Origin of the sequence: Pandoraea pulmonicola (genome assembly GCF_000815105.2) — a bacterium.
GTDB lineage: Bacteria > Pseudomonadota > Gammaproteobacteria > Burkholderiales > Burkholderiaceae > Pandoraea > Pandoraea pulmonicola.
Map to the genome: position 1 here is coordinate 3,507,156 of NZ_CP010310.2, position 24,327 is coordinate 3,531,482.

At 63.6% G+C, this 24,327-nt stretch carries 22 protein-coding genes and 1 tRNA gene; 6 read left to right on the forward strand and 17 right to left on the reverse strand.

The genetic code is table 11. From position 1 onward, the window contains the following. Positions 1–6: 6 nt before the first annotated feature. Complete coding sequence (locus RO07_RS15055; protein WP_084072629.1) at positions 7–2,712, forward strand: sensor domain-containing protein; 2,706 nt, start codon at positions 7–9, stop codon at positions 2,710–2,712. Positions 2,713–2,717: 5 nt separating this feature from the next. Here RO07_RS15055 and RO07_RS15060 read toward each other — a convergent pair whose 3' ends face one another. Beyond that, positions 2,718–2,951 carry a DUF3717 domain-containing protein gene (locus RO07_RS15060; protein ID WP_039411877.1) on the reverse strand — a complete coding sequence of 78 codons (234 nt, stop codon included), beginning with the start codon at positions 2,949–2,951 and terminating at the stop codon, positions 2,718–2,720. Between the two features lie 355 nt (positions 2,952–3,306). Between RO07_RS15060 and RO07_RS15065 the strand changes: the two genes are divergently transcribed. From RO07_RS15065 to RO07_RS15080, 4 genes are all read left to right on the forward strand, one after another. Further along, complete coding sequence (locus RO07_RS15065) at positions 3,307–3,693, forward strand: hypothetical protein (RefSeq protein ID WP_147284636.1); 387 nt, start codon at positions 3,307–3,309, stop codon at positions 3,691–3,693. Between the two features lie 79 nt (positions 3,694–3,772). Then, positions 3,773–4,117 carry a hypothetical protein gene (locus tag RO07_RS15070; protein ID WP_039411880.1) on the forward strand — a complete coding sequence of 115 codons (345 nt, stop codon included), beginning with the start codon at positions 3,773–3,775 and terminating at the stop codon, positions 4,115–4,117. A gap of 382 nt (positions 4,118–4,499) precedes the next feature. Then, complete coding sequence (locus RO07_RS15075) at positions 4,500–4,811, forward strand: hypothetical protein (RefSeq protein WP_039411882.1); 312 nt, start codon at positions 4,500–4,502, stop codon at positions 4,809–4,811. 234 nt (positions 4,812–5,045) lie between these two features. Continuing rightward, positions 5,046–5,291 (forward strand): rubredoxin, encoded by a 246-nt coding sequence (locus RO07_RS15080; RefSeq protein ID WP_269466447.1) that lies wholly within the window; start codon positions 5,046–5,048, stop codon positions 5,289–5,291. A gap of 79 nt (positions 5,292–5,370) precedes the next feature. Here RO07_RS15080 and RO07_RS15085 read toward each other — a convergent pair whose 3' ends face one another. From RO07_RS15085 to RO07_RS15155, 15 genes are all read right to left on the reverse strand, one after another. Beyond that, positions 5,371–5,616, reverse strand: a complete 246-nt coding sequence (locus RO07_RS15085; RefSeq protein WP_237171265.1) for a hypothetical protein — start codon at positions 5,614–5,616, stop codon at positions 5,371–5,373. Between the two features lie 194 nt (positions 5,617–5,810). Beyond that, positions 5,811–7,391 carry a sensor domain-containing diguanylate cyclase gene (locus RO07_RS15090; protein WP_084072630.1) on the reverse strand — a complete coding sequence of 527 codons (1,581 nt, stop codon included), beginning with the start codon at positions 7,389–7,391 and terminating at the stop codon, positions 5,811–5,813. 460 nt (positions 7,392–7,851) lie between these two features. Next, on the reverse strand, positions 7,852–10,122 hold the full coding sequence (locus tag RO07_RS15095) for a putative bifunctional diguanylate cyclase/phosphodiesterase (protein ID WP_052267348.1): 2,271 nt from the start codon (positions 10,120–10,122) through the stop codon (positions 7,852–7,854). Positions 10,123–10,533: 411 nt separating this feature from the next. Next, entirely contained in the window at positions 10,534–10,935 is a 402-nt protein-coding gene (locus RO07_RS15100) for a MerR family transcriptional regulator (RefSeq protein WP_039411887.1), read from the reverse strand. Between the two features lie 83 nt (positions 10,936–11,018). Beyond that, complete coding sequence (locus tag RO07_RS15105) at positions 11,019–11,411, reverse strand: integration host factor subunit alpha (protein WP_039411889.1); 393 nt, start codon at positions 11,409–11,411, stop codon at positions 11,019–11,021. 62 nt (positions 11,412–11,473) lie between these two features. Then, positions 11,474–13,912 (reverse strand): phenylalanine--tRNA ligase subunit beta, encoded by a 2,439-nt coding sequence (pheT, locus tag RO07_RS15110; RefSeq protein WP_039411891.1) that lies wholly within the window; start codon positions 13,910–13,912, stop codon positions 11,474–11,476. An 85-nt stretch (positions 13,913–13,997) separates the two neighbouring features. Continuing rightward, on the reverse strand, positions 13,998–15,011 hold the full coding sequence (gene pheS, locus RO07_RS15115) for a phenylalanine--tRNA ligase subunit alpha (protein WP_039411894.1): 1,014 nt from the start codon (positions 15,009–15,011) through the stop codon (positions 13,998–14,000). A 140-nt stretch (positions 15,012–15,151) separates the two neighbouring features. Beyond that, positions 15,152–15,511 carry a 50S ribosomal protein L20 gene (rplT, locus tag RO07_RS15120; RefSeq protein ID WP_010806048.1) on the reverse strand — a complete coding sequence of 120 codons (360 nt, stop codon included), beginning with the start codon at positions 15,509–15,511 and terminating at the stop codon, positions 15,152–15,154. 25 nt (positions 15,512–15,536) lie between these two features. Next, positions 15,537–15,734 carry a 50S ribosomal protein L35 gene (gene rpmI / locus RO07_RS15125; protein WP_010806049.1) on the reverse strand — a complete coding sequence of 66 codons (198 nt, stop codon included), beginning with the start codon at positions 15,732–15,734 and terminating at the stop codon, positions 15,537–15,539. Between the two features lie 178 nt (positions 15,735–15,912). Beyond that, positions 15,913–16,431: a translation initiation factor IF-3 gene (infC, locus tag RO07_RS15130; protein ID WP_072637061.1), complete on the reverse strand. Its 519-nt coding sequence runs from the start codon at positions 16,429–16,431 to the stop codon at positions 15,913–15,915. A 52-nt stretch (positions 16,432–16,483) separates the two neighbouring features. Beyond that, a complete protein-coding gene (thrS, locus tag RO07_RS15135) occupies positions 16,484–18,391 on the reverse strand; it encodes a threonine--tRNA ligase (RefSeq protein WP_039411899.1) in 1,908 nt (635 codons plus the stop codon). A gap of 239 nt (positions 18,392–18,630) precedes the next feature. Beyond that, positions 18,631–18,707: transfer RNA gene (locus tag RO07_RS15140), tRNA-Val, on the reverse strand. 201 nt (positions 18,708–18,908) lie between these two features. Beyond that, positions 18,909–21,206 carry a RelA/SpoT family protein gene (locus RO07_RS15145; protein WP_237171266.1) on the reverse strand — a complete coding sequence of 766 codons (2,298 nt, stop codon included), beginning with the start codon at positions 21,204–21,206 and terminating at the stop codon, positions 18,909–18,911. Positions 21,207–21,253: 47 nt separating this feature from the next. Beyond that, positions 21,254–21,610, reverse strand: a complete 357-nt coding sequence (locus tag RO07_RS15150; protein ID WP_039411905.1) for a RidA family protein — start codon at positions 21,608–21,610, stop codon at positions 21,254–21,256. 65 nt (positions 21,611–21,675) lie between these two features. Beyond that, on the reverse strand, positions 21,676–22,554 hold the full coding sequence (locus RO07_RS15155) for an alpha/beta fold hydrolase (protein WP_039411907.1): 879 nt from the start codon (positions 22,552–22,554) through the stop codon (positions 21,676–21,678). Positions 22,555–22,717: 163 nt separating this feature from the next. On the opposite strand from RO07_RS15155, the gene RO07_RS15160 reads away from it, so the two are divergent. Then, on the forward strand, positions 22,718–23,509 hold the full coding sequence (locus RO07_RS15160; protein ID WP_039411911.1) for a 3-hydroxybutyrate dehydrogenase: 792 nt from the start codon (positions 22,718–22,720) through the stop codon (positions 23,507–23,509). Positions 23,510–23,679: 170 nt separating this feature from the next. On the opposite strand, the gene RO07_RS15165 is transcribed toward RO07_RS15160, so the two are convergent. Beyond that, positions 23,680–24,318 (reverse strand): CoA transferase subunit B, encoded by a 639-nt coding sequence (locus RO07_RS15165; protein ID WP_039411914.1) that lies wholly within the window; start codon positions 24,316–24,318, stop codon positions 23,680–23,682. Positions 24,319–24,327: the final 9 nt, after the last annotated feature.

Here is a 24,327-nt window from a genome sequence, read left to right on the forward strand (position 1 = left end):
GTTGCGATGGTCGAACCCGGCTCACCGTCCACTACCGGCGCCACACCGGCCCCCGGGCGCGAAGCGCTTCTCGAAGCGCTCGACCGCTCGCTCGGCATGCTCACGCTTACGCCGAATGGCGTCATCGTCGACGTCAACGACAAGCTGCTCGGGGTCTTCGGCTACCTCCGCGCCGATTTGCTCGGCAAACCGCACGCCATACTCTGCGCGCCCGACGATCCGGCCTGTGGCGACGCCCTCCAGCAAGTCATTGCCACCCGCCATTCGCACACAGGCCAGGTGCGCCGACGCCGCCAGGATGGCGGCCTCGTCTGGCTCGAAGCCACCTACAACCCGGTCTTCGACGACAAGGGCGAGCTCGTCTATGTGATCAAGCTGGCGGTTGACGTCACCGCCCGCGTGGAGCGCCAGGCCGCCGACGACGCCCGTCTCCATCTGCTTTCGCTGAGCGTGGACGAGACGGACAACGCCGTGCTCATCACCGACGCCCAGGGCCACGTGTGCTACGTGAACGCCGGCTTTACGCGCATGCTCGGCTATCGCCCGGACGAAGTGCTGGGCCGGTCGGCGCACGTGCCGTTCGGGGAAGTCAGCGCCGATGAACTGGCCGAGGGCACAGCGGCGGTCGATATCCGGCAGGCGTTGACCGGTTGCCTCGTCTCGGCGCGCGACGGCCGTAGCTGCCACTGCGAGGTGCTCGTGCGCACCGCGCAGCGTCAACCGCTCTGGGTGTCGATCGTCACCAATCCGATCCTCGATGACGACGGCAAGCTCGTGAACGCCGTGGTGCTGTTTACCGACATCACGCAGTCGAAGATCCAGGAAGTGCTGCAGCACAAAGCGCTCGCCGCGATGGTGCGAGACGCGCCGCTCGTGGAAGTCCTCACGCTCGTCTGCCGCGAACTGGAGCAGATCGCGCCCGAGGTCATCGCCTCGGTGGTGCGCGTGGACGCAGACGGCAGACTGCGGCCGCAAGCCGGTCCCAGCCTGCCGGCGCAGTACCACCAGATGATCGACGGTGTCGCCATCGGCCCGAACGTGGGCACGTGCGGCACGGCGGCGTTCCACGCGCGCCCAGTGATCGTGACCGACATCGCGACCGACCCTCGCTGGGCCGACTATCGGGAAATGGCCGCCAGTTTCGGGCTGGCCGCCTCATGGGCGATGCCGGTCATTGCGAACGACGGCCGCGTGCTCGGCGTGCTCGCTTTCTACTACCGTACGGCGCGCGAGCCGGACGCGCTGCACGAACGGCTTGTCGACGTGTGCGTGCATCTGTGCAAACTCGCGTTCGAGCGCGACGAATCGCGCACGCGCATCCGCCAGCTCGCGTTCTCCGACAGCCTCACCGGCCTGCCCAATCGCAGCATGCTCGGCGTGCTGGCCGCACAGGCCATCGCGAGCGCGCAGGAACTTGGCACGCGCATGGCCGTGATCTTCATCGACCTGGACCGCTTCAAGCAGGTCAACGACTCGCTCGGGCACCAGGCCGGCGACATGCTGCTGCGCACGATCGCCCAGCGGCTGCGGCGCTCGCTGCGCGGCGCGGACATCGTGGCGCGCCTGTCAGGCGACGAATTCGTGGCGGTGCTCACGGAGTGCGATCCCGAGCGGCTCGACATCGCCATCGAACGCATGCGCAGCGCATTGAGCGCTCCCTGCCAGGTCGACGGCGTGACGCTCGCCCCGTCGGGCAGCTTCGGCATCAGCCTGTACCCGAATCACGGCAGGGAATTCGACCTGCTGCTCCAGCGCGCGGACATGGCGATGTATCAGGCCAAGATGACCGGCGCGGGCAGCGTACGCATCTACCACGAGGACATGAACATCCACGCGCAGGAGCGGCTCGAACTCGAGACCGCCATGCGCGATGCGCTGCGACGCGGCGCGTTCGAACTCTTCTATCAGCCGCAGATCAATCTGCTCGACGAATCGGTGTATGGCGTGGAAGCCCTCACGCGCTGGACGCATCCGCAATACGGCGAGGTGCCTCCCTCGCGCTTCATTGCGCTCGCCGAGGAATGTGGGCTGATCGGGGAATTGGGCAACTGGACGCTGCATGAGTCGTGCCGTCAACTGGCGGATTGGCGGCGGCGCGGCGTGGGAATCGGGAACGTGTCGGTCAACCTCTCGCCGACCAACTTCCACGACCACGACCTGCCGCGCACCATCGCCCGAGCACTCGCCGATCACGATCTGCCGCCGTCGTGTCTGGCCGTCGAAATCACGGAGAGCGTGTTGATGGATCACAATCCGAGCACGCTGCGCATCATCGAGGAAGTCCACGGCATGGGCGTTCGCCTGTCGATGGACGACTTCGGCACCGGCTATTCCAGCCTGGGCTATCTGCGCCGCCTGCCCGTCTCCGAACTGAAGCTCGATCGCAGTTTCGTGCACGACATCGCGCGCGATGAAACCGTGCGCGCACTGACCAACGCCATCATCAGCATCGGCCGGAATCTGCATCTCACGGTCGTCGCCGAAGGCGTCGAGGAACAAGCCCAGTGCGATCTGCTCATCGCGCAGGGCTATCGGGTGGCTCAGGGGTATCTGTTCTCGCCCGCGCTGTCGGCGCGGGATCTCGAGCGCTGGCTCGGGCGATGGTCCGCACGGCCCCGGAGTGGCGGGACGAAGACGTCGGGCAGATCTGACGCGTCTGGCTTGCCGGGGACATCGGACACCTCCGACGCGCTCGATTCAAACGACGCGTAGCGACTTCAGGAGGCGAGGCCAAGCTCCATCTGATGCAGCGCGGTCTCGATGGCCTGACTCTGCGGCTCGTCGAGGGCGTCGGCCGCGATGCTCGTCTCGTGGCGATAGATCATTTCGCCGTAGACGTCGGCCAGCACGCGCGCGGACGGGCACAGCGCCCAATGGCTGTCGGCAGCCTGACGTCGTGTCCAGTAGTTGATCGCCTGCTCGATTTCGGCGATGGAGTAGTTGGCTTTCATGAGAAGTTCTGTCTCGCCGTTGGTGAAATACTGTAATTATATCCAGCATTCAGGGAGTCTGAGAATCGCACCATGCACAGGTCGATTCTCGGGCCCACGTTTCGGAACTGCAACACCTGATGGGGTGCAGACGGCGCCTTTCCCGGCACGCATCCCTCCTGGCAGCCACAAAACTCCAGAAAATCAATGACTTGAGTATTCCGGCACGATATTGGCTTTCCTTCGGGCAAACGCCGGGCCGCGCCTCACCGACGCCGCCCCGGCTCGTCAGCCAACGCTCGCCCCGACGGAGACCGCCATGCCGCCGAGATACGCCAGGTCCCATGCCCTTCGCGCCATCCGGCGTGCAAGTGCCATGTCTTGCGCTACCACGATGGCGCATGCGCTTGTCGTGCTCGGCCCCCTCCTCTGCGCGGCGGCAATGGCACCGGCTCACGCGCAATCGACGCCTCCCGCCACGGCCCCCGTCGATCCGTTTCATCAACCGTGCGTGGCGGTGCACGCCGAGCATGGGCGCATCGCACCGGGCTCTCCCCGCCTGAGCCGCATCGTCCGCGACGCGACGGCGTCGTTCTACAGGCGCTACGTCGACCTCGAGAACCGGTGCGCCGCGCTGCGCTCGCTCGCCCCGACCCGCGACGTCGACGCGAGCACCATCTGGTACGTCGATGCCCGGGCACACGGCACGCACGCTGCCGTCAGGCCATCCGGTGCCGAGGGCTTGCACCGCACGACCTCCTGAGCGCCGGTGCGTCACGTTTGCTATGCTGCGGCTTTCGCGTGACGCATGGTGTTGCGCACCCCGCTTCTCCGGAATCCCGATGGCCGCCAATACGCCCAATACTCCCGATAGCCCCGACGCGCCCAAGACCCCCGACAACGAAAACGCCAGGCGCGGCGCGCCGCCGCCTGCCGCCGTGACGGCGCCCCCGCCTGGCGCGTTGCCCCTGGCATGGCTCGGCCTGGCCGCGTCCATCGCGTGGGTGCTCAAGAGCGCGAATCCGACCTGGGGCGTGGGCGTACTGTGTCTCTGCGCCGGGTTGATCTCATCCTTCGGCGCCCGCCGACGCGGTCGCGCGCCCTGGCCCGCCTTCTTCACGGGATTGCTGCCCGTTGGTGTCGCCCTCTTCTTCGCGCTGCTCATGCTGCGTCCCTTGTTGCGCTGACACGTCATCGAGGCGTCACCGCGCTGTCATTGACGCTTGCCGCCTTGTGCCTCATGAGTTACCCACAGCTTCTGTGGATAACCCACTGGATAACCTCGCAACGCCCCTTCGAAACGCCCGCCGTTACACGCTGTCAAGAGGATTGCCCGTTTCAGCGTCAGCCTTGAGCAAATTTTTTGCGCTTGACGTTTCCTCCCGCTTCTGGCCGGTGGCGTCATCGCTTTGACATGCGGCAAACGAGGGTGAAATGACCGGGGAATCGACGCCGGACGGATGGCCGGCGTGCGCGGGAAAGGGTTCGCAGCCTCCCGGATTCGGCCTATGATGGAGGCACGCGATACCTCGCGATGCATTCCAGCGTTTTTTCGGGAGAACGTCTCATATGACCCAATCCGACAAACCGAACGTGTCCGCTGCGCCGTCGTCCGCCGATGGCCTCGCGACGGAAGAGGAGCGCGTCCATCTGGACGAGTTGCTCGCGCGTCACTCGGTCACCGAGACCGTGGATCGCGCCTCGGTGATCGATCTGATCAAGGCGCTGCGCTCGCCTGACGTACAAACACCGGAAGACCGGCAGCGGGTGGTCGAGAAGAGCCGGTTGTGGAAGGAGGTCTCGCACCGCGATACCGCCATGTCCCTGCTCAACTCGCTCGCCCAGATGGCGCCCATCCTGCTCAACCAGATTCACTGGTGAGTCTCGCCTGCGCCGGCGCCGTCCGGCGCGGCGCCTCGTTTGTTCCGCCAGCCGCCTTCCCTCTGCCTCCCCCGCTCGCACGTTCCGAATATCCCGCCGCCCGGTGCCCGCCTCTCGCTTGGCCGCTCGCGGGCGATCGACGTCCGCCGCCTCGGCACGCACGCCGTCTCATCCGCATCGATTGATCTGGATTAAGTTTGTGTCCGAACACGGCGCTGCCAACAGGATTTCGCCATGCCGGTGCCTTACAATGCGGATCGCGCAAGTTTCCCTGTGATCGACGCCATGACCACCACGCTGGACGCCCCCACTGAATACAAGAGCTGGATCTGCCTGATCTGCGGCTGGATCTACAACGAAGCCGAAGGCGCGCCGGACGACGGCCTCGCACCCGGTACGCGCTGGGCCGACGTGCCCACCGACTGGCGCTGCCCCGAATGCGACGTCTCCAAGGAAGACTTCGTACTCTCCGAGTTCTGATCCACACCCGCGCCGACTCAGAACGCAGGCAACATCCCGCCGACGCCGTGGCACACGCCGCGCCGCATCGGCGTTGGCATCAGTGATGCCAGCCCCAGCCGCGACCGTCGCGCCAACCTCGGTGATAACCGCGATAGTAGCCGCCCGAGACACCGAACGTCACCACCGGCGCAGGCGCCACGGCGTAGCCCGGGGCATAGCCATAGCCGTAATAGTCGTCGTAACCGTAGGCGCCGTATGCCGGCTGGCCGTACGGCACGGCCACGCAGCCGGCCATCAACATGGCAATGGCAGCGCCGCCCGTGAGCATGAATAAGCGTTTCACGATGATGTCTCCCGCATGAGTCCTTCGAGCGAGGGCCGGCGATCGCCGACCCTCTACGACGCGTTAGACACGCGGGTTGCCGTGAAATGCGGCGGAAGTCTACGCTCTTTGGTTACCAAACGTGACATTGGTAACGCACATGGAATATAAGCGACGGCACCTGGCTCGCGCCTGGTATGTCAGCGCCCTTCGACTTAAAACACCCAGCACCGATCGCGGCCCGCGCGCTTGGCTCGATACAGGGCCATGTCCGCGCGCTCGACCATGTTCATCGGGGAGTCCTCGTCCTGCCACTCGGTGATGCCGAAGCTCGCCGAGAAGCGCAACGGCGGCTCGCTGCCTTCGAGCGACTCGCGCTTGCAACGCTCGCGAATCCGGTCGGCCACACGCAGCGCATCGCGCTCGGTCGCCCCGGGCAGCAGAATCGCGAACTCCTCGCCGCCGATGCGGCCGATCAGGTCGTCGCCGCGCAGCGTCGACGAACACACGAGCACGAAGCGGCACAGCACCTGATCGCCGATGGCATGGCCGTATGTGTCGTTGATCGACTTGAAATGGTCGAGATCGGCCACGATCAGGCTCATCGGCTCGTTCTTGCGCTGAACGCTCTCCAGCAACTGATCGAAGCGATGGAAGAAATAGCGGCGTGTGAGACTTCCCGTCAGTTCGTCGTAGCTGGCTTCGAAGGCGAGTTGATTGTTTGCCGCGCGCAGTTCCTCGTTCGACTGCCGGGCCTCGCGGTGCCGTACGCGCTCGCGCCAATAGCTCCAGCCCACCAGCGTCACGATGATCACGCCGCCCGCGTACAGCAGGAAACAGAGCGCAAAGTCCTTGGCGTGCTGACGCGTGAGCGCCTCCCATGCGTCGACGGACTCGACCGCGTAGACGATGAGGTCGTTGCTCGAACTCGGGCGCGAAGCGATCACGAACGGTTTGGTGAAGTCGCCGAAAGCCGACATGCGGTCGAGCAACTCCTGTGGCACCCACGCGTTCGAGCGCCCCGGCGACCGCTTGAACTGCGTGATCGGCATGCGCGCAAAGTCGTCGCGCTGATAAAGGGCCATGCGCTCCGTGAAGGACATCGAGCCGAGCTTGCCATCGAGCATGAAGCGGTTCTCGAAACGCGGATCGTTGGCCATGATCACCACGCCGTTGCCGTCCGTCACGAAAGACTCGCCGCTGCCGACCCAGTGACGCAGGCGTGTGAGCCCGATCTTGGTCATCACCACGCCGATGAGGGCGCCGTCGCGATAGATCGGCGCACTGAAGTAAAGACCGGGCGCCTGCTGCTCCCAGCCGGCGGCATAGCTCTCGAAGCGGGCGCCGAGCAACGCGTTGGTCACGTACGGCATGCCGGCCACCGATCGGCCGATAGGCGACGGCATATCGCGAAAATTACTCGCCGCCACACAAACGCCGCGCGGGTCGATGACCCAGATGCGGTCGACGCCGAAATATCCCTGTGCGCCCTGGAGAAACTCGTTGGCGCGCCCGATGACCTCGGCGCTCGACACGCCGCCCGCCGGACGCAATACGTCGCGCAACAGGTCCACTTCGGCCAACGTCGAGGGAATGGCTCGCACCATCGCCAGGTCCGTGTTGATGGCGTGCACCATGCCGTCGGCCACCCGGTCGGCAACGGTCTGCCCTGCCTCGACACTCTGTGCAAGCTTGTCGCCGACCAGCGAAGTGGCGGTCCGGTCCGCAGCAACCCAGCAGGCGACCAGCACGCCAACCGAGACGCAGGCGGCATAAAGCCAATGCCTTATCCTCATCCGAAAATCAAACGCTCGTTCTAATATTATTCACTTCTTACGTTGGCCAGGTTTCGCCTCATTGGGGTCGCGTTTCTGTCTTTTCCCCGGACAGAAGCTCTGGTCGCGATCGGCATCCATGGTGCCGGCGAATTCCCGCCAATTCTGGTGTACGCGTCGAACTCTTTTCCTCGTTTCCGATCCCCGGCTTGTCGCGCCCCGTGCCTTCGGATCCGTACTGTGCTGTATTGTCCCCTCCGACAATTGCAGGCTGTTGACAGCCCGGTCTCCCCGCTTGGAACCGCCGCCCGGAGCGGCCGGTGGCCAGCTTTTCATGTTTCTCGATACCGCCGCGAAAACCAAGTGATTCTATAGTACTCCGACGCGGAATCCGTACGAAAAACTGCCGAAAGATCGATGCATTCCAAATACCTATTTAATCTATTAAATAGGAAAACACCGTTACCGCCATTCACACCCTTTACCGGCAAATTCCGAAACGCGCGATTACCGACTCCATCTTTTCGATTTCCACCGGCCGGGAAAACAGATAGCCCTGCGCCGCGAGCGGCACGAAATGGCGCAACCATTCCAGTTGCCGTTCGTTCTCCACGCCCTCGACAATCAGATCGATGCCCAGCGACCGCGCAATGTTGACGATGTTGGAGATCATGAGGCATGAACGTGACGAATCGGGAATCGATTCAACGAACGAGCGATCGACTTTCAGCGTATCGACGGGAAAACGCGTTAGATAGGATAACGATGAATAACCTGTTCCGAAGTCATCGAGCGCGATGCGCACACCCGCGCGCTTGAATTGCTGAATCTTCAATTCCACCAGGGCTGGATTGCGGATCATGACCGATTCGGTGATTTCCAGCTCCAGGCGGTTCGGCTCGATCTCGTGCTCCTTGATGAGACGCTCGACCAGTTCGCCGATATCGCCACGCCAGAACTGCACCGACGACACGTTCACGGCGAGCCGCAGCGACGCCATGGGCGTACCGCGCCAAGCGGCCAGTTGACGGCATGCCTGCGTGAGCACGAATTCGCCGATCGATACGATTTGCCCGGTCGTCTCGGCCAACGGAATGAACTCGCCCGCCGCGAGCACGCCGCGCTCTGGATGCCGCCAGCGGATCAAGGCCTCCATGCCGCACACGCAGTCGCTGCCCAGCGCCACGATCGGCTGATAGGCCAGGAAGAACTCGCCGTTGACCAGCGCCTGCTCCATCTCGCGCTCCCACACGACGAGCTGGTGCGCCTGGTAAGTCATCTGCTGGGTGTACACACGGACCACGCTCTTGCCGGCCTCCTTGGCGGCGTACAGCGCCAGATCGGCCTTCTTGATGAGATCCGCTTCGGTCTCCTCGAGCTTCGTCCAGAACGTCACCCCGATACTGGCGTGCAGCGCGAACGACGTACCGCCGGCCACCATCGGGGCCTTGAGCGCGGCGATCATCGCCTCGCCGAGCGGCACGGCCTGCTCCTGCGCCCCCTCGCCCTCCAGCAGCACGGTGAACTCGTCGCCCGCGAAGCGCGACAACATTGCCGCGGCAGGCATGCACGCCGCGAACCGCTCCGCCGCTTGCCGAATGATCTCGTCGCCCTGGGTGTGACCGAGCGTATCGTTCACGCTCTTGAAGTTGTCCAGGTCCATATGCAACAGCGCCACCTTGCCAACCCGCTCCGGGTCGCTCAGCGCGCGGCGAAGCGCCTCCATGAAGGCGTAGCGATTGGGAAGCTCCGTGAGCGGGTCGTAGGAAATCAGGCGCGTGAGCTGCTGATCGCGGCCGATGAGCCGCTGCATCAGGTAGGCAATGAGCGCGAAGAAGACCACGAGCGCGACCGACACGAAGGTCGCCATCGTGAGATAGACCCGCTCCACGTGACGGTACTCGGCCAGCTCTTCGTCCATCGACAAACCGACTTGCACGGCGAGCGGATAGTCGCGCAAATGCCGGTACGCCACAATGCGCTCGACCCCGTCGATGGGATCGCGCTGCACGCCCGAGCTGCGCTGCTCGGCCAGGAACGGCGGCAGCTCCCCGGTGCCGGTGATGGCCACGCTTGCCCCGGTGCTGCGCGCGAGCAATGCGCCGTCGTCGGCAATCACGGCGATCTGCCCGGACTGGCCAAGCACGGCATTCGTATAGAAGTCCGTCGTGAAGTAACTCGGCTCCAGCGAGACCACTACCACGCCGTCGAAACGTCCCTCGGCATCATTGATCCGCCGGGTGAACTGGAGCACCCATTTGCGCGAGACACGGCCAAAGACCGGGTGACTGATGAAAAGGCGGTCGCCGGCTTCGTCCACATGTACCCGAAAGTGCTCGCGGTCGGCAATGTTGACGCCCGCACTCCCGGGCATGGTGGCCGCGATCACGTTGCCGTTGGCGTCCGCCAGACTCACGAGCACCATGAAACGCTCGGGAACGACGCCGGCCGCCAGCGATTCCTTCAGATCGAAGTTCCGGTGGCCGTGCTCATATTCGTACTTCACGAAACGGGTGATCTGGTCGACTTGCCGAATGGCGCGCAGCGTCTGCTGCTCGAGCGCGGCCGCAACCGTCGAAGCCGACGCCGCCGTGTCGCGCAGAATCGCCCTGTGTTCGATGGAGACGCGCCAAAGCACCGCAGTCCACACGAGGACCAGGATCAGGAAACCGAAAATCAGAATGGCAACGATAGAACGATAAGACGTGGTCCAACGCCCTCGTCGCGCTCCCGTCGTGCTCGGTTCCGCCATAGGTTGAGATCCTTTCAGCTTTCGCGCCCCGTGCGACAAGCTCGGTGTAGGCCCGGTTATCAAGAGGATCCAGGAGGCATCACAGCCGGACGCCTTTGTTTTCGGCAAGTGTAAGACAATCCCGGCGGCCTCGGAAGCCACCCGACCGTCCCTGGATTGCGGAACGCGCGGCACGCATCGCGAGGCCACCGCACTTGCCGCGAAAGCTGCCGCCGCGCTCCCCTCGCCATGGTCGCCCGTCGACACGCGGCTTTTCCCGGCGACACCGCCCGGCACCGCCATACCGGACGGCGGCGGGCGAGCACCGTCCCCCCGGTTGGGGTGTCATACCTCGGATTACGGAAATTTCGGGGACCGCCGCATCGGGAGAATCCCGGATGTGGCGCAGGCGCCGGGACGGCACCACCCCTCTCAGGGTTTCAGCAGTTCGATGACGGCTTCGAGGCGGCGGCGCAGATCGGCCACGTCGACTCCGGCGGTGGCCCCCGGCGCGTCGGGCAGGGCCCCCGCGGCCGCGCCACCAGTGGCGCCGCCCGCGGCACGCCCTCCGCGCGGCGCATCGGCTTCGAGCCGGTTGCGCGCCCCATTGATGGTGAAGCCCTGCTCGTAGAGCAGTTCCCGAATACGCCGGATCAGCAGGACTTCGTGATGTTGGTAGTACCGCCGGTTACCGCGCCGCTTGACCGGACGCAGTTGCGTGAACTCCTGCTCCCAATAGCGCAACACGTGCGGTTTGACGCCGCACAGCTCGCTCACCTCACCGATGGTGAAGTAACGCTTGGCGGGAATCGGCGGCAAGGCAACGTGATCCATCGCGGCGTGAGCGTAATGGGACGACGGTTAAATTGCGGGCAAAAAAACCAGCGGCCGCCACAGAATGCGGCGGCCGTGACGACTTACTTGCTCAGCACGCCAGATTCCACCATCGACTTGAGCTTCTGGCTGGCGTGGAAAGTGACGACGCGACGCGCGGCAATCGGAATGGCCTCGCCGGTCTTGGGGTTCCGGCCCGGCCGCTGCGGCTTGTCGCGCAACTGGAAGTTGCCGAAGCCGGAGAGCTTGACGCTGTCGCCCGACTCCAGCGCGTCGCGGATCGATTCAAAGAACGCCTCGACCATGTCCTTCGCTTCGCGCTTGTTCAGACCAACATGCTCGAACAGCAGTTCGGCCAGTTCGGCCTTGGTCAGCGTCGGCGCTTCGTTCGCGACATCGTTCACTTCGCCACGGCCCAGCGCGATGCGCTGCGCCTCGAGCATGGCTTCAAATTCACCAGGATTCATTTCGTTCATACGTCCCACGCGATGGCGATGACAGTGCGATAACCCACTCGCAACCAGACTTCTACAGAGCTTTACGCGCGCAAACGTGCGCCGAACGCTTCCACTCGGTGCACCAGTGCGTTAATGGCGCCCTGGACCGTCTCGTCCTGCAACGTACCCGAGGGGTCTTGCAGAGTAACACGAAACGCCACGCTTTTGTCCTGGGCGCCGAGCGAGCCCGCCGCCGCGCCAGCCTTCGGCCGGAACTCGTCGAACAAGCGCACCGACTGCACCACGCTGCATGCCGGGTCGTCGTGACGCGCGGCCAGCATTGCGTCGAGCAGGCCCTGCACGGGCTGAGCCTGATCAACCACCAGCGCGATATCGCGTGTGACCGGCGGGAACTTCGATATCTCCTCGTAACTCGCCACGTCGCGCACGAACAGTGCCTCGGCTTCGATCTCGAAGAGCACCGGCGCGTGCGGCAGGTCGTACTTCTGCTGCCAGCGTGGATGCAACTCGCCAATGAAGCCGACACGCTTGCCGTCGACCTCGATGGCTGCACTGCGTCCCGGGTGCAGCGCCGGATGCTCGGCCTTCACGAAGCGCGCTGTACGCGGGGCCATCAGTGCCTCGAGATCGCCCTTCACGTCGAAGAAGTCGACCTGACGCGTCGGTGCGCCCCACTGCTCTTCCAGCGCCGGGCCGTAGGCCAGCGCCGCCACCGTGACCGGCTGGCGGTAGCCGCCCACGCTCAGTTCGCCCGAGGCCACCGTGTTGTCACGGTGATACGTGCGACCGATCTCGAACACGCGCACGCGCGAAGCCTTGCGGTTCAGGTTGTAGCGGGTCGTGGCGATCAGGCTGCCGATGAGCGTCGAGCGCATCACCGCGAGGTGGCTGGCGATCGGGTTGAGCAGCTTGATCGGGTTGTCGTTGCCCGCGAAGTCGGCTTCCCACTCGACATCGACGAAGCTGAAACCGACCGTCTCGTGATAGTCGCGGGCGGCAATCGCGTGACGCACGGCGTGCTGCGAGCGCCGGCCTTCCTGCGTCGGGCGCATTTCGCTGGTGGCCACCGGCGGATTGGCCGGAATGCGGTCGAAGCCGTAGATGCGCGCGATCTCTTCGATCAGGTCCTCTTCGATCTCGATGTCGAAGCGGTACGACGGCGGCGTCACTTCGAAGACACCGTCCTGCAGCGTGAACGGCAGGCCGAGGCGCGTGAAGATGGTGCTCATCTCCTGCTCGGTCACCGGAACGCCAAGAATCTTGACGGCGCGGGCCACGCGCATCTTCACCGGCTTGCGTTCGGGCAGCTTTGCGACGATATCCTCGAGCGGGCCAGCCTGGCCGCCGCAGATTTCAAGCACCAGTTGCGTGGCGCGCTCGAGCGCTCGCACGTTGCCGGCGAAGTCGACACCGCGCTCGAAGCGATGCGAGGCGTCGCTCGAGAAGTTGTACTTGCGTGCGCGGCCCTGAATGGCCTGCGGGAAGAAGAAGGCGCCTTCGAGGAAGATGTGCTGCGTCTCGAGACCTGCCTTGGTCGAGTCGCCCCCCATGACGCCGGCCAGTCCGATCGGACCGCTGGCGTCGGTGATCGCAAGCACGCTCTCATCGAGCGTCACGGTCTGCTCGTTGAGCAGCTTGAGCGTTTCACCGGCGCGGCCGAAACGCACGTCGATACCGCCCTGCAGGCGATTCAGATCGTAGACGTGCAGCGGCTGGCCAAGCTCCAGCATCACGTAGTTGGTGATGTCGACCAGCGCCGAAATGCTGCGCTGACCCGCACGCTCCAGGCGCTCCACCATCCAGCGCGGCGACGGTGCGGCCGCATTCACGTTGCGGATGATACGGCCGCCGAAGCGCCCGCAGCCTTCCGGGGAGCCGATGCGCACCGGCAGCTTGTCGGCGATCGTGGCCGGCTGGACGCCCTGCCCCGGCAGGTCCTTGAGCGGTGCGCCGGTAATGGCGGCGACTTCACGCGCGACGCCGAGCAGCGAAAGGCAGTCGGCCTTGTTCGGTGTGAGCTTGACGACGAACACGGTGTCGTCCAGATCGAGATACTCGCGGATGTTCATGCCCACCGGTGCATCTTCCGGCAGGATCATCAATCCGGCGTGATCGTCCGAGAGCTTGAGCTCGCGTGCCGAGCACAGCATGCCGAAACTCTGCACACCGCGCAGCTTGCCGACCTTGATCTGGAACGGCGCGCCGCCCGCTTCCGCCGGAGGCAGCGCAGCGCCCACGGTGGCGCACGGCACCTTGATGCCCGGGGCCACGTTCGGCGCACCGCACACGATGGTGAGCGTCTCGCCGGTGCCGGCATCGACCTGGCAGACGTTGAGACGGTCGGCGTCCGGATGACGGGCCACTTCGAGCACCTTGGCCACCACCACGCCGTTGAACGGCGGGGCAACCGGGTCGGTTTCCTCGACTTCGAGCCCGGACATGGTCAGGGCGTGCGCCAACGCGTCCGTCGACAAATCCGGGTCGACCAGGGTACGCAGCCACGATTCGGAGAATTGCATGGATCAGTTCGCTCGCAGTTAAGTCTTCACTTCCGAAGGCCCGGCGGCAGCGACTTCGCGCGCCAGCCAGGGCCGTCGGCATCGATTACATGAATTGGCGCAGGAAGCGCAGGTCGTTCTCGTAGAACAGGCGCAGATCCTGCACGCCGTAGCGCAGCATCGTCAGACGCTCGAGGCCTGAGCCGAACGCAAAGCCGATGTAACGCTCGGGGTCGAGCCCCATGTTGCGAACGACGGTCGGGTGCACTTGGCCCGAACCCGAGATCTCAAGCCATTTGCCGGCGTTCTTGCCGGTCTCGAACTGCATGTCGATCTCGGCGGACGGTTCCGTGAACGGGAAGTACGACGGGCGGAAGCGCACCTGAATGTCGTCGCGCTCGAAGAACTTGCGCAGGAAGTCCGTGTACACGCCCTTCAGGTCGGCGAAGCTGATGTCTTCGGCAATCCACAGCCCCTCGACCTGATGGAACATCGGCGAGTGCGTGGCATCGGAGTCGACGCGGTAGGTGCGGCCCGGTGCGATTACCTTGATCGGCGGCTTGTTCATGCGCGCGTAGCGCACCTGCATCGGGCTCGTGTGCGTGCGAAGCAGCAGCGGCTTGCCCGCGTCGTCATTGCCTTCGACATAGAAGGTGTCCTGCATCGAACGCGCCGGGTGATTCTCCGGGCTGTTCAGTGCGGTGAAGTTGAACCAGTCGGTTTCGATCTCCGGGCCGTCGGCCACGTCGAATCCGATGGAACGGAAAATCTGTTCAACGCGCTCCCAGGTGGTGAGCACGGGGTGCAGGCTGCCGGCGCCCAGGCCACGGCCGGGCAACGTGACGTCGATGGCCTCGGCGGACAGGCGCGCATCGAGCAGCGCGTCGGCCATGGCCTGGCGGCGCGCCTGCAGGGCGCCTTCGATCTGTTGCTTGGCCGCGTTGATCCGGGCGCCTTCGCTCTTGCGCGTCTCGGGATCGAGCTTGCCGAGGCCTTTGAGCAACTCGGTCAGTTGGCCGGTCTTGCCGAGAAAGCGCGCTTTCTCGTTTTCCAGCGCGGCGGCGTCGGGAGCGGCGGCGAATGCACGCTGCGCTTCGCTGACGATAAGTTCCAGATCCATATGCTACAGGCTCAAGTTAGGCGGTCCGAACGGCCGCAGGTACAAGCGAAAAAGCTAGCGAAAAACAAAAGGGGGCTCCGATGAGAGCCCCCTCCTGGCGAATGGCGCGCGGTAAAACGCGCTATACGCTAATGACAGCTTCAGGCTGCGACGGCGGCTTTCACCTGGGCGACAATCGCGGCAAACGCCGGCTTGTCGTTGATGGCCATGTCGGACAGCACCTTGCGGTCGAGTTCGATCGAGGCCTTCTTCAGACCAGCGATGAACACGCTGTAGGTCATGCCGTGCTGACGCACACCTGCATTGATACGCGCAATCCACAAGGCGCGGAACACGCGCTTCTTGTTACGGCGATCGCGATAGGCGTATTGCCCGGCGCGCATGACCGCTTGCTTGGCGATGCGGAAGACGTTATTGCGGCGGCCGCGGAAACCCTTGGCTGCAGCGATGACTTTCTTATGGCGGGCCCGTGCGGTGACCCCACGTTTGACTCGAGGCATGTTTCTCTCCTATCTAAGTCGGGGTTTAAGCGAAGGGCAGCATTGCGCGTACGGAGTTCAGATCAGACTCATGAACGCCGACGGCACCGCGCAGGTGACGCTTATTCTTGGTGGTCTTCTTCGTCAGAATGTGACGCTTGAAAGCCTGACCACGCTTGACGGTACCGCCAGGACGCACGCGAAAGCGCTTCTTGGCACCGCTCTTGGTTTTCATCTTAGGCATGAAAAACTCCGAGGTTTTTAACATGATCACAGGTGTGACGCCAAAATCGCGCCCCTTGTAGGACCTGAGACCACTTATATTCAGGGCCGGACTGCGCCCTGCATCGCTGCCACATCCCTCGCGGGATCCGGCGGCAATTCCTTGCTGCCCGGCGGTGTCGGTCAACACCGCCACGGCATTACTTTTTCTTCGGCGCGATGACCATGATCATCTGACGGCCTTCCATCTTCGGCATCTGTTCCGGCTGGCCGAACTCTTCGAGATCGGTCTTCAGACGTTCCAGCATACGGGCGCCGATTTCCTGGTGGGCCATCTCACGGCCGCGGAACCGCAGCGTGATCTTGGTCTTGTCGCCGTCTTCGAGGAACCGCTTCAGATTGCGCAACTTGACGTTGTAGTCGCCGTCGTCGGTGCCAGGCCGGAATTTGACTTCCTTGATCTGAACAACCTTCTGCTTCAGCTTGTTCTCGTGCGCTTTCTTCTGTTCCTGATACTTGAACTTGCCGTAGTCCATCAGGCGGCACACCGGCGGCTGCGCCTGCGGCGCGATTTCCACCAGATCGACGTCAGCTTCTTCGGACAGACGGAAGGCTTCGGCGAGTTTCATGATGCCGAGCTGCTCACCGTCGACCCCGGTTAGACGCACTTCGGGCGCAGTGATTTCGCCGTTGATGCGATGCGACTTATCGGTAGCGATGTTGCTTATCCTCGAAAAAAGTCAAAAATTTAGCCGCGCTGTCCGACAGGCGTTATTGGAACGATGCGCACTCTTGCGCAAGACGTTCGATGAGCGCGTCAATGGGCATCACACCCAGATCCACGCCGCCACGGGCACGCACGGCTACCGTATTTGCCTCCTGCTCCTTGTCCCCGACTACGACGAGATAGGGAACTTTCTGCAAGGAGTGCTCGCGTATTTTATAGCTAATTTTCTCGTTGCGCAAATCGCTCCGAGCCCTAAGCCCTTGTTCTTTCAACTTTTTCGTCACTTCCTGGGCGTAATCGGCCGTTTTTTCAGACACGTTCATCACGATCACCTGCTCCGGCGCCAGCCAGGCCGGCATTGCACCAGCATGGTGCTCGATCAGAATCCCGATAAACCGCTCCAGGGAGCCCAGGATGGCGCGGTGGAGCATGACGGGACGCTTGCGGCTGTTGTCTTCGGCCACATATTCGGCGTCGAGACGCTCCGGCATCGAGAAATCGACCTGCATCGTGCCGCACTGCCACTGGCGGCCGAGCGCATCCTTGAGCGTGTATTCGATCTTCGGACCGTAAAACGCCCCGTCGCCCTCGGCGATCACGAATTCGCAGCCCGAGCGGCGCAGCGATTCCATCAGCGCAAATTCGGCCTTGTCCCAATTCTCGTCCGAGCCCACCCGATGCTCCGGACGCGTGGCGACCTTGTAAATCATGTCCGTGAAGCCGAAATCCTTGTACACGGCATGCAGCAGCGCCGTGTAGTTCACGCATTCTTCGAGAATCTGGTCTTCCGTACAGAAGATGTGGCCGTCATCCTGCGTGAAGCCGCGCACGCGCATGAGCCCGTGCAGGCCGCCTGACGGCTCGTTGCGGTGACACTGACCGAATTCGCCGTAGCGAAGCGGCAGGTCGCGGTAGCTGTGCAGGGCCGAATTGAAGATCAGGACGTGACCAGGACAGTTCATCGGCTTGAGCGCATAGGCGCGATTCTCCGATTCCGTCGTGAACATGTTGTCCTTGTAGTTCTGCCAGTGCCCAGACTTCTCCCACAGCGAGCGGTCCAGAATCTGCGGGCCCTTGACCTCCTGGTAACCGTTGTTGCGGTAGACGCGGCGCATGTACTGCTCGATCTGCTGCCAGAGCGTCCAGCCCTTCGGGTGCCAGAAGATGAGGCCCGGCGCCTCTTCCTGCATATGGAACAGATCGAGCGCACGGCCGAGCTTGCGGTGATCGCGCTTTTCGGCCTCTTCGAGCATGTGCAGGTAGGCGTCCTGGTCTTCCTTCTTCGTCCAGGCCGTGCCGTAGATGCGCTGGAGCTGCTCGTTCTTGGCATCCCCGCGCCAATAGGCGCCGGCCACCTTCATCAGCTTGAAGACCTTGAGCTTGCCCGTCGACGGCACGTGCGGGCCGCGGCAAAGGTCGACGAACTTGCCTTCGCGGTACAGGCCGATTTCTTCGGTAGCCGGAATCGACTCGATGATTTCAGCCTTGTACTTCTCGCCCATCGACAGGAACAGGCGTACAGCGTCGTCGCGCGAGAGGACCTCACGCGTAACCGGCTCGTCCTTCTTCGCCAGCTCCTGCATCTTCTTTTCGATGGCTTCGAGGTCTTCCGGCGTGAAGGGGCGGTGGAACGAGAAGTCGTAGTAGAAGCCGTTCTCGATCACCGGCCCGATCGTGACCTGCGCTTCCGGGAACAGCTCCTTGACGGCATAGGCCAGCAAGTGCGCCGTCGAGTGGCGGATGATATCCAGACCATCGGCGTCCTTGTCCGTCACGATGGCGAGGCTCACGTCGCGATCGATCAGGTAGGACGTATCGACCAGCTTGCCGTCGACGCGACCTGCGAGTGCGGCCTTGGCCAGTCCCGTGCCGATCGAGCCGGCGACCTGCGCCACCGTGAGCGGGGCTTCATACTGGCGTTGCGAACCGTCAGGCAAACGTACCGAAATCATGTCGCACTCCCATGCGCTAAAACGTCACGCGCGGCCCACGCCACGCGACAAAACCACGAAAAAAAGACGGCCTCGACTGTCGTCGAGGCCGTCTCTTCATTCCTAGCATCCAGACGAAAAACACCCTCGACTTAACGTCGCACCTTCACCACTGTGAAAGTTCGGGCGGTCTTCAACATGAGTGTTTTTCCAGCGCCTGTGTCTGCGGGGTCTCGCGGACTGTAATGCATCAAATTCGTTGGTAGGCTCGATTGGACTCGAACCAACGACCCCCACCATGTCAAGGTGGTGCTCTAACCAGCTGAGCTACGAGCCTACTGCAAGAGAACGAGATTCTAGCAAGATTCACGCGAATCGCCAAGCGAATATTGTGCCTACCGACGAAAAAACCTCGTCAATCAACGATCTCGGCGCAATGGTGAGCCCAATTCATGCGCAAAACCCGCACCGGCCGATGCGCCGGCGGCAGCACGCCGTCCTTCCCGACCGGCACCTGCCTCCAGGTCGAATCCCGCCGCTATCGCCGGCGCGACGACACCACGCCCGACACCCCGTTGAGCTGGGCGAGCGCCCGCTGTAACTGGCCGCCGTCGCGCACCTCCACGGTGAACTGCATGAAGGCCTGCTGCCCGCGCGACTGCGTGCTGACGCCCGTCACGTTGAGCTTCTCGCGCGAAAACACTTCGGAGATGTCTCGCAACAGCCCCTGACGATCGGTTGCCTCGATCTGGATGTCCACCGGGTAGGCCGCTACCCCGCGCCCTTCGAGCACGTCGCCCGACCAGGCCGTCTGAATCACCCGCTCGGGCGCGCGCGCTTTCATGGCCTGAAAACTGGCGCAATCCTGGCGGTGGATCGACACCCCCTTGCCACGCGTGACGAAGCCCACGATCGGGTCGGGCGGCGCGGGACGGCAGCATTTGGCCAATTGGGTAAGCAACGCCCCCACGCCAACCACCAGAACCCCGCTCTTGGCCCCTTGCGTGACGCTTGTATCGAGACTCTTCTTCGCGACGAGCGTGTCCTCATCGCGAGGCTCCGGCCCCGGCAAATTGCCCGAAAGCGCCTGCTCGACGTGCCGCAGGCTGAACTCGTCCTTGGCGACCGACGCGTAGAGATCGTCTGGCGTGCGAAAGCCCAGACGCGCCGCCAATTCTTCGAGATTGACGGACGTCTTGCCCTCGCGCTGCAACGTCTTGTCGATGAGCGTACGCCCATTGGCGATGGTCTCTTCGAGGTCGATCGCATTGAACCATTGACGTACCTTCTGGCGCGCCCGATGGCTCTGCAGATAGCCCAGTTGCGCGTTGAGCCAGTCGCGCGACGGACCGCCCTGCTTGACCGTGACGATCTCCACCGTCTGCCCGTTCTGCAGCGGCGTGTTGAGCGGGACCATCGCACCATCCACGCGCGCGCCGCGGCAACGATGCCCCAGCTCCGAATGCAGGTGATAGGCGAAATCGACCGGCGTGGCGCCCTGTGGCAGCGCGATCACACGCGCTTGCGGCGTGAGCACGTAGATATGGTCGTCGATGGTCGCACGCTTGAGCTGCTCCCATGGCTCGACGGCCGCTTCCGTACCGACCGTGTCGGCTACGTCGTCTTTCCACGCAAGCAACTGACGCAACCAGGCGATCTTTTCGTCGTAGGCCTCGTTGGCCGAGAACGCACCGCCGTAACCGCGCTGTCCGGCTTCCTTGTAGCGCCAGTGCGCGGCAATGCCGTATTCGGCGAAGTGGTGCATCTCGTGCGTACGGATCTGCACTTCGAACGCCCGTCCATCATCGCCGATCACTACGGTATGCAGCGACTTGTAGCCGTTCGGCTTCGGCCGCGAAATGTAATCATCGAACTCTTTCGGAATCGGCTGCCACAGGTTATGGACGATGCCCAGCACCGTGTAGCAATCCTTGATGTCGTCGACAATCACACGAAACGCACGCACGTCATACAGCTCGGCGAAGTCCACAGCCTTGCCACGCATCTTCTTCCAGATGCTGTAGATATGCTTGGGTCGCCCCGACACTTCGGCCTTGACGCTCGCCCGCGCCAATTCGTCCTGAAGCCGCCGGATCGCACTTTCGATGAACGACTGCCGCTCCACGCGCTTTTCTTCGAGCAGCTTGGCAATCTGCTTGTACGTCACCGGTTCCAGGAAGCGGAACGCGAGATCCTCCAGCTCCCACTTCAATTGCCAGATGCCGAGACGGTTGGCCAGCGGCGCATAGATATCCAGCACTTCGTGCGGCATGTCCTCGGGCGGCGACTTCTTTTCCGCGGCATACCAGCGCAGCGACTGGAGTCGCGAGGCAAGCCGGATCATCACGACCCGGATGTCCTGCGCAAAGGCAAGCAGCATCTTGCGCAGGCCTTCGACCTGCGACTTGCGTTCCGCGATGGCGTCCCGATCGCGTCCATCGGACGGCATGGCCTGTGCCGCGCGCGAACCGGCGCCCGACAGGCGCTGCAGCTTGCGTACGTCGATGACCAGCGCGGCGACTTCGGCGCCGAACTTCTGCGTCAACGTGACTTGCGGATCGGGAAGGAACTCGACGGCAGAGAAAAGCGCCGCGGCCTGATGCGTCGCCTCATCCACGCGCAGCGTGTCGAGAATCGCGAGCATGCCGTGCGCATGCGCCATGATCGGTTCGCCGGACGAGAGGACATGCTCACCGCACAGCGTCGCGGCAAACGCGAGCGCATCGTCGAGCGTGGCGGGCAGTGTGGCTTCCCCCACACCCTGAGCCGAATTCGGGGCACCGGTCGCCGATGTGGCATTCGTGCCAGCGGATGTCGGTGCTTGATGTTGGTTCATGTCGGAACACGGGGCGGCAAGCGCCCCTGATGATGCGGACGATGCGCTCAGCTATCGCGCTGAGCCGCCACGACCACGATTTCAACGAGCATGGCAGGATCGGCAAGCAATGCCTGCACCGTGGCGCGCGGCGGCGCATTACCGGCCGGCACCCACTCATCCCACACCTGATTCATTTCACCGAAGTACTTCATGTCCGAAATGAAGATCTGACACGAAAGGATCAACGATTTGTCGCTGTTCGCCTCGGCGAGCAGACGATCGATGTGCGCGAGAACCTGGCGCGTTTGCCCGGCCATGTCCTGACTGCGGTCGTCCGGCGTCTGTCCGGCCAGATAGACGGTGCCATTGTGCACAGCCATGTCCGACCAGCGCTTTTCGACGTAGAAACGTTGTACTGCCATGATGTAAGACTCCTCGTATTCTTCGAGTTCCGGATTTGTCGATGCATCGCGCCAGCGGGCGAATGTCAGTCGGCATCTCCGTCAAAAAAACGGCGTGCGATCTCGATCTGATCCGCATGCACGAACGTCGGCGCGTGTCCCACGCCGGGTATTTCCACGGCGCGCGCATGTTGCGCGTGCGCCAGCATCTGTTCCATCGTCGCGCGCGAGAGCAGATCCGATTGCTCGCCGCGCACGATCAGCGTGCGACCCGAAAACGCCGCGAGCGACGCCCACAGCATCGCCTCGCCGGCCGCCACCGCTTCGGGTGAAATCGCCGTGAACGCGGCGCCGATGGCAGGATCGTAACGCAAGACAAACTCATCGCCGTCCGCCTTGAGCAACGGCTCGCACAACGCCCGCCACTCCTGCGGCGTATGCGGCCCGAAAGCGGACGAGATCGACCAGAGGTAATCCTCCGCCGCCTCCATCGAGGCGAAACGCTTCGGAACGCCGACATACTGTCCAATACGTGCCAGCGCACCGGCATCGATGTGCGGGCCGACGTCGTTGAGCAGCAGGTTGCGAATCGGCGTCTCGGGAAGACCCGCCAACCCCATCCCGATCAACCCGCCCATCGACGTGCCGAACCAGTCCACCGACGCGACATCCAGCCGTGCGAGCAACGTCACCATGTCGGCAACATACTGCGGCACGACGTACCCCGCGGGATTGCGCAACCACGACGACTGCCCGCGCCCCACCACATCGGGACAGATGACGCGGTAGTCGTTCGCGAACGCCTGCGCTAGCACATCGAAATCGCGGCCGCAACGTGTGAGGCCATGCACGCACACCAGAACGCGTGGATTGTCGGGGTTGCCCCACTCCGTGTACGCCATGCGATGCAACCCGGACGGACTCAGACACTGAACGCTTGACAGACGGGGCACGTGGCTCGACATGGCGGACTCATCGGATCGGTTTCCAGACCCGAATTCTACCGCGCCTGTCGCGAACCGTAAGCTAGAATGAGGCCACTCATGAGCCGCATCAAACCGCCGTTTGCGGCGGCTCTCATCGATTCCGCAGGCATCCCCCACATCTCATCCGCACGGAGACGACGCAATGCTGAAAGGAAAAATCGCCCTCGTGACCGGCTCGACCAGTGGCATCGGGCTGGGCATGGCACAGGCGCTCGCGGCCCAGGGCGCCACGCTCATCACGAACGGTTTCGGCGATGCCGACGGGGCCCGCAAGGCCATCGCCGACGCCGCGGCGAAAGCGGGCCGCACGGGCGTGAGCGTCGGCTATCATGGCGCCGACATGAGCCGGGCGAGCGAGATCGAAGCGATGATGCAATACGCCGAATCGGAGTTCGGTGGCGTGGACATTCTCATCAACAACGCCGGCATTCAGCATGTTGCGGAGATTCAGGATTTTCCGACGGACAGATGGGACGCGATCATCGCGATCAACCTCACCTCGGCGTTCCACACTACGCGGCTCGCTTTGCCGGGCATGCGCAATCGCAACTGGGGGCGGATCATCAATATTGCGTCGGTCCACGGGCTCGTGGGCTCGGCGGGCAAGTCGGCGTATGTCGCGGCCAAGCATGGCATCGTCGGGCTGACCAAGGTCACCGCGCTCGAAAACGCCCAAACCGGCGTCACTGCCAACGCGATTTGCCCGGGTTTCGTGCTCACGCCGCTCGTGCAGAAACAGATCGACGATCGCGCGGCGCGCGAGCATCTCGCCGCCGACGCCGCCAAACGTTCGCTGCTCGGCGAGAAACAACCCTCGGGGGACTTCGTCACGCCTCAACAGCTGGGCGCGCTGGCCGTCTTCCTGTGCAGCGAGGCCGCCGACCAGGTGCGCGGCGTTGCGTGGAACATGGACGGCGGCTGGGTCGCCCAGTAGGCCCCCGGCAGTCGCCTCCCCCGTAGCACAGGACGTCGACAAAACGAAACGGGCGGGGAAATCCCCGCCCGTTCCACTTCCACACGTCGCCGGGTTCAACGGCCCCGCGACGCTCAGCAACGCTGCGCGCTGAGCAACTCGAACGTGAGCCGCCCAGCGTCGCCGAAGCGTCAGACAGCACTCGTATCGAGCGATGCCCCGGTCTTCTGCGAAATTTCTTCCTTGGTCACACCCGGCGCCAACTCGATGACCTTCAGGCCATCCGGCGTCACGTCGATCACACCGAGATCGGTAATGATGCGGTTGACCACGCCAACGCCGGTCAGCGGCAGATCGCACGCCTTGAGGATCTTGTGCGCGTCGCCCTTGGCCACATGCTCCATGAGCACGACCACGCGTCCCACGCCGGCCACGAGGTCCATCGCGCCGCCCATGCCCTTGATCATCTTGCCGGGGATCATCCAGTTGGCGAGATCCCCCTTCTCGCTCACCTGCATCGCACCAAGAATGGCCAGGTTGATGTGACCGCCGCGGATCATGGCGAACGAGTCGGCCGACGAGAAGATCGACGAACCGGGCAGGGTCGTCACCGTCTGCTTGCCGGCGTTGATCATGTCTGCGTCGACTTCGTCCTCGGTCGGGAACGGGCCGATACCGAGCAGGCCGTTCTCCGATTGCAGCCAGACCTCCATGCCCTCGGGCACATGGTTCGCCACGAGCGTGGGCAAACCGATGCCGAGGTTCACGTAGAAGCCGTCTTCGAGCTCACGCGCTGCGCGCGCGGCCATTTCATCACGATTCCATGCCATGACTATCTC

Bases quoted from the DNA above. Each gene is read 5' to 3' on its own strand.
- RO07_RS15055 (WP_084072629.1), top strand. From the start codon at position 7: ATGGTCGAACCCGGCTCACCGTCCACTACCGGCGCCACACCGGCCCCC.
- RO07_RS15060 (WP_039411877.1), bottom strand. From the start codon at position 2,951: ATGAAAGCCAACTACTCCATCGCCGAAATCGAGCAGGCGATCAACTAC.
- RO07_RS15065 (WP_147284636.1), top strand. From the start codon at position 3,307: ATGTCTTGCGCTACCACGATGGCGCATGCGCTTGTCGTGCTCGGCCCC.
- RO07_RS15070 (WP_039411880.1), top strand. From the start codon at position 3,773: ATGGCCGCCAATACGCCCAATACTCCCGATAGCCCCGACGCGCCCAAG.
- RO07_RS15075 (WP_039411882.1), top strand. From the start codon at position 4,500: ATGACCCAATCCGACAAACCGAACGTGTCCGCTGCGCCGTCGTCCGCC.
- RO07_RS15080 (WP_269466447.1), top strand. From the start codon at position 5,046: ATGCCGGTGCCTTACAATGCGGATCGCGCAAGTTTCCCTGTGATCGAC.
- RO07_RS15090 (WP_084072630.1), bottom strand. From the start codon at position 7,391: ATGAGGATAAGGCATTGGCTTTATGCCGCCTGCGTCTCGGTTGGCGTG.
- RO07_RS15095 (WP_052267348.1), bottom strand. From the start codon at position 10,122: ATGGCGGAACCGAGCACGACGGGAGCGCGACGAGGGCGTTGGACCACG.
- RO07_RS15100 (WP_039411887.1), bottom strand. From the start codon at position 10,935: ATGGATCACGTTGCCTTGCCGCCGATTCCCGCCAAGCGTTACTTCACC.
- RO07_RS15105 (WP_039411889.1), bottom strand. From the start codon at position 11,411: ATGAACGAAATGAATCCTGGTGAATTTGAAGCCATGCTCGAGGCGCAG.
- pheT (WP_039411891.1), bottom strand. From the start codon at position 13,912: ATGCAATTCTCCGAATCGTGGCTGCGTACCCTGGTCGACCCGGATTTG.
- pheS (WP_039411894.1), bottom strand. From the start codon at position 15,011: ATGGATCTGGAACTTATCGTCAGCGAAGCGCAGCGTGCATTCGCCGCC.
- rplT (WP_010806048.1), bottom strand. From the start codon at position 15,511: ATGCCTCGAGTCAAACGTGGGGTCACCGCACGGGCCCGCCATAAGAAA.
- rpmI (WP_010806049.1), bottom strand. From the start codon at position 15,734: ATGCCTAAGATGAAAACCAAGAGCGGTGCCAAGAAGCGCTTTCGCGTG.
- thrS (WP_039411899.1), bottom strand. From the start codon at position 18,391: ATGATTTCGGTACGTTTGCCTGACGGTTCGCAACGCCAGTATGAAGCC.
- RO07_RS15145 (WP_237171266.1), bottom strand. From the start codon at position 21,206: ATGAACCAACATCAAGCACCGACATCCGCTGGCACGAATGCCACATCG.
- RO07_RS15150 (WP_039411905.1), bottom strand. From the start codon at position 21,610: ATGGCAGTACAACGTTTCTACGTCGAAAAGCGCTGGTCGGACATGGCT.
- RO07_RS15155 (WP_039411907.1), bottom strand. From the start codon at position 22,554: ATGTCGAGCCACGTGCCCCGTCTGTCAAGCGTTCAGTGTCTGAGTCCG.
- RO07_RS15160 (WP_039411911.1), top strand. From the start codon at position 22,718: ATGCTGAAAGGAAAAATCGCCCTCGTGACCGGCTCGACCAGTGGCATC.
- RO07_RS15165 (WP_039411914.1), bottom strand. From the start codon at position 24,318: ATGGCATGGAATCGTGATGAAATGGCCGCGCGCGCAGCGCGTGAGCTC.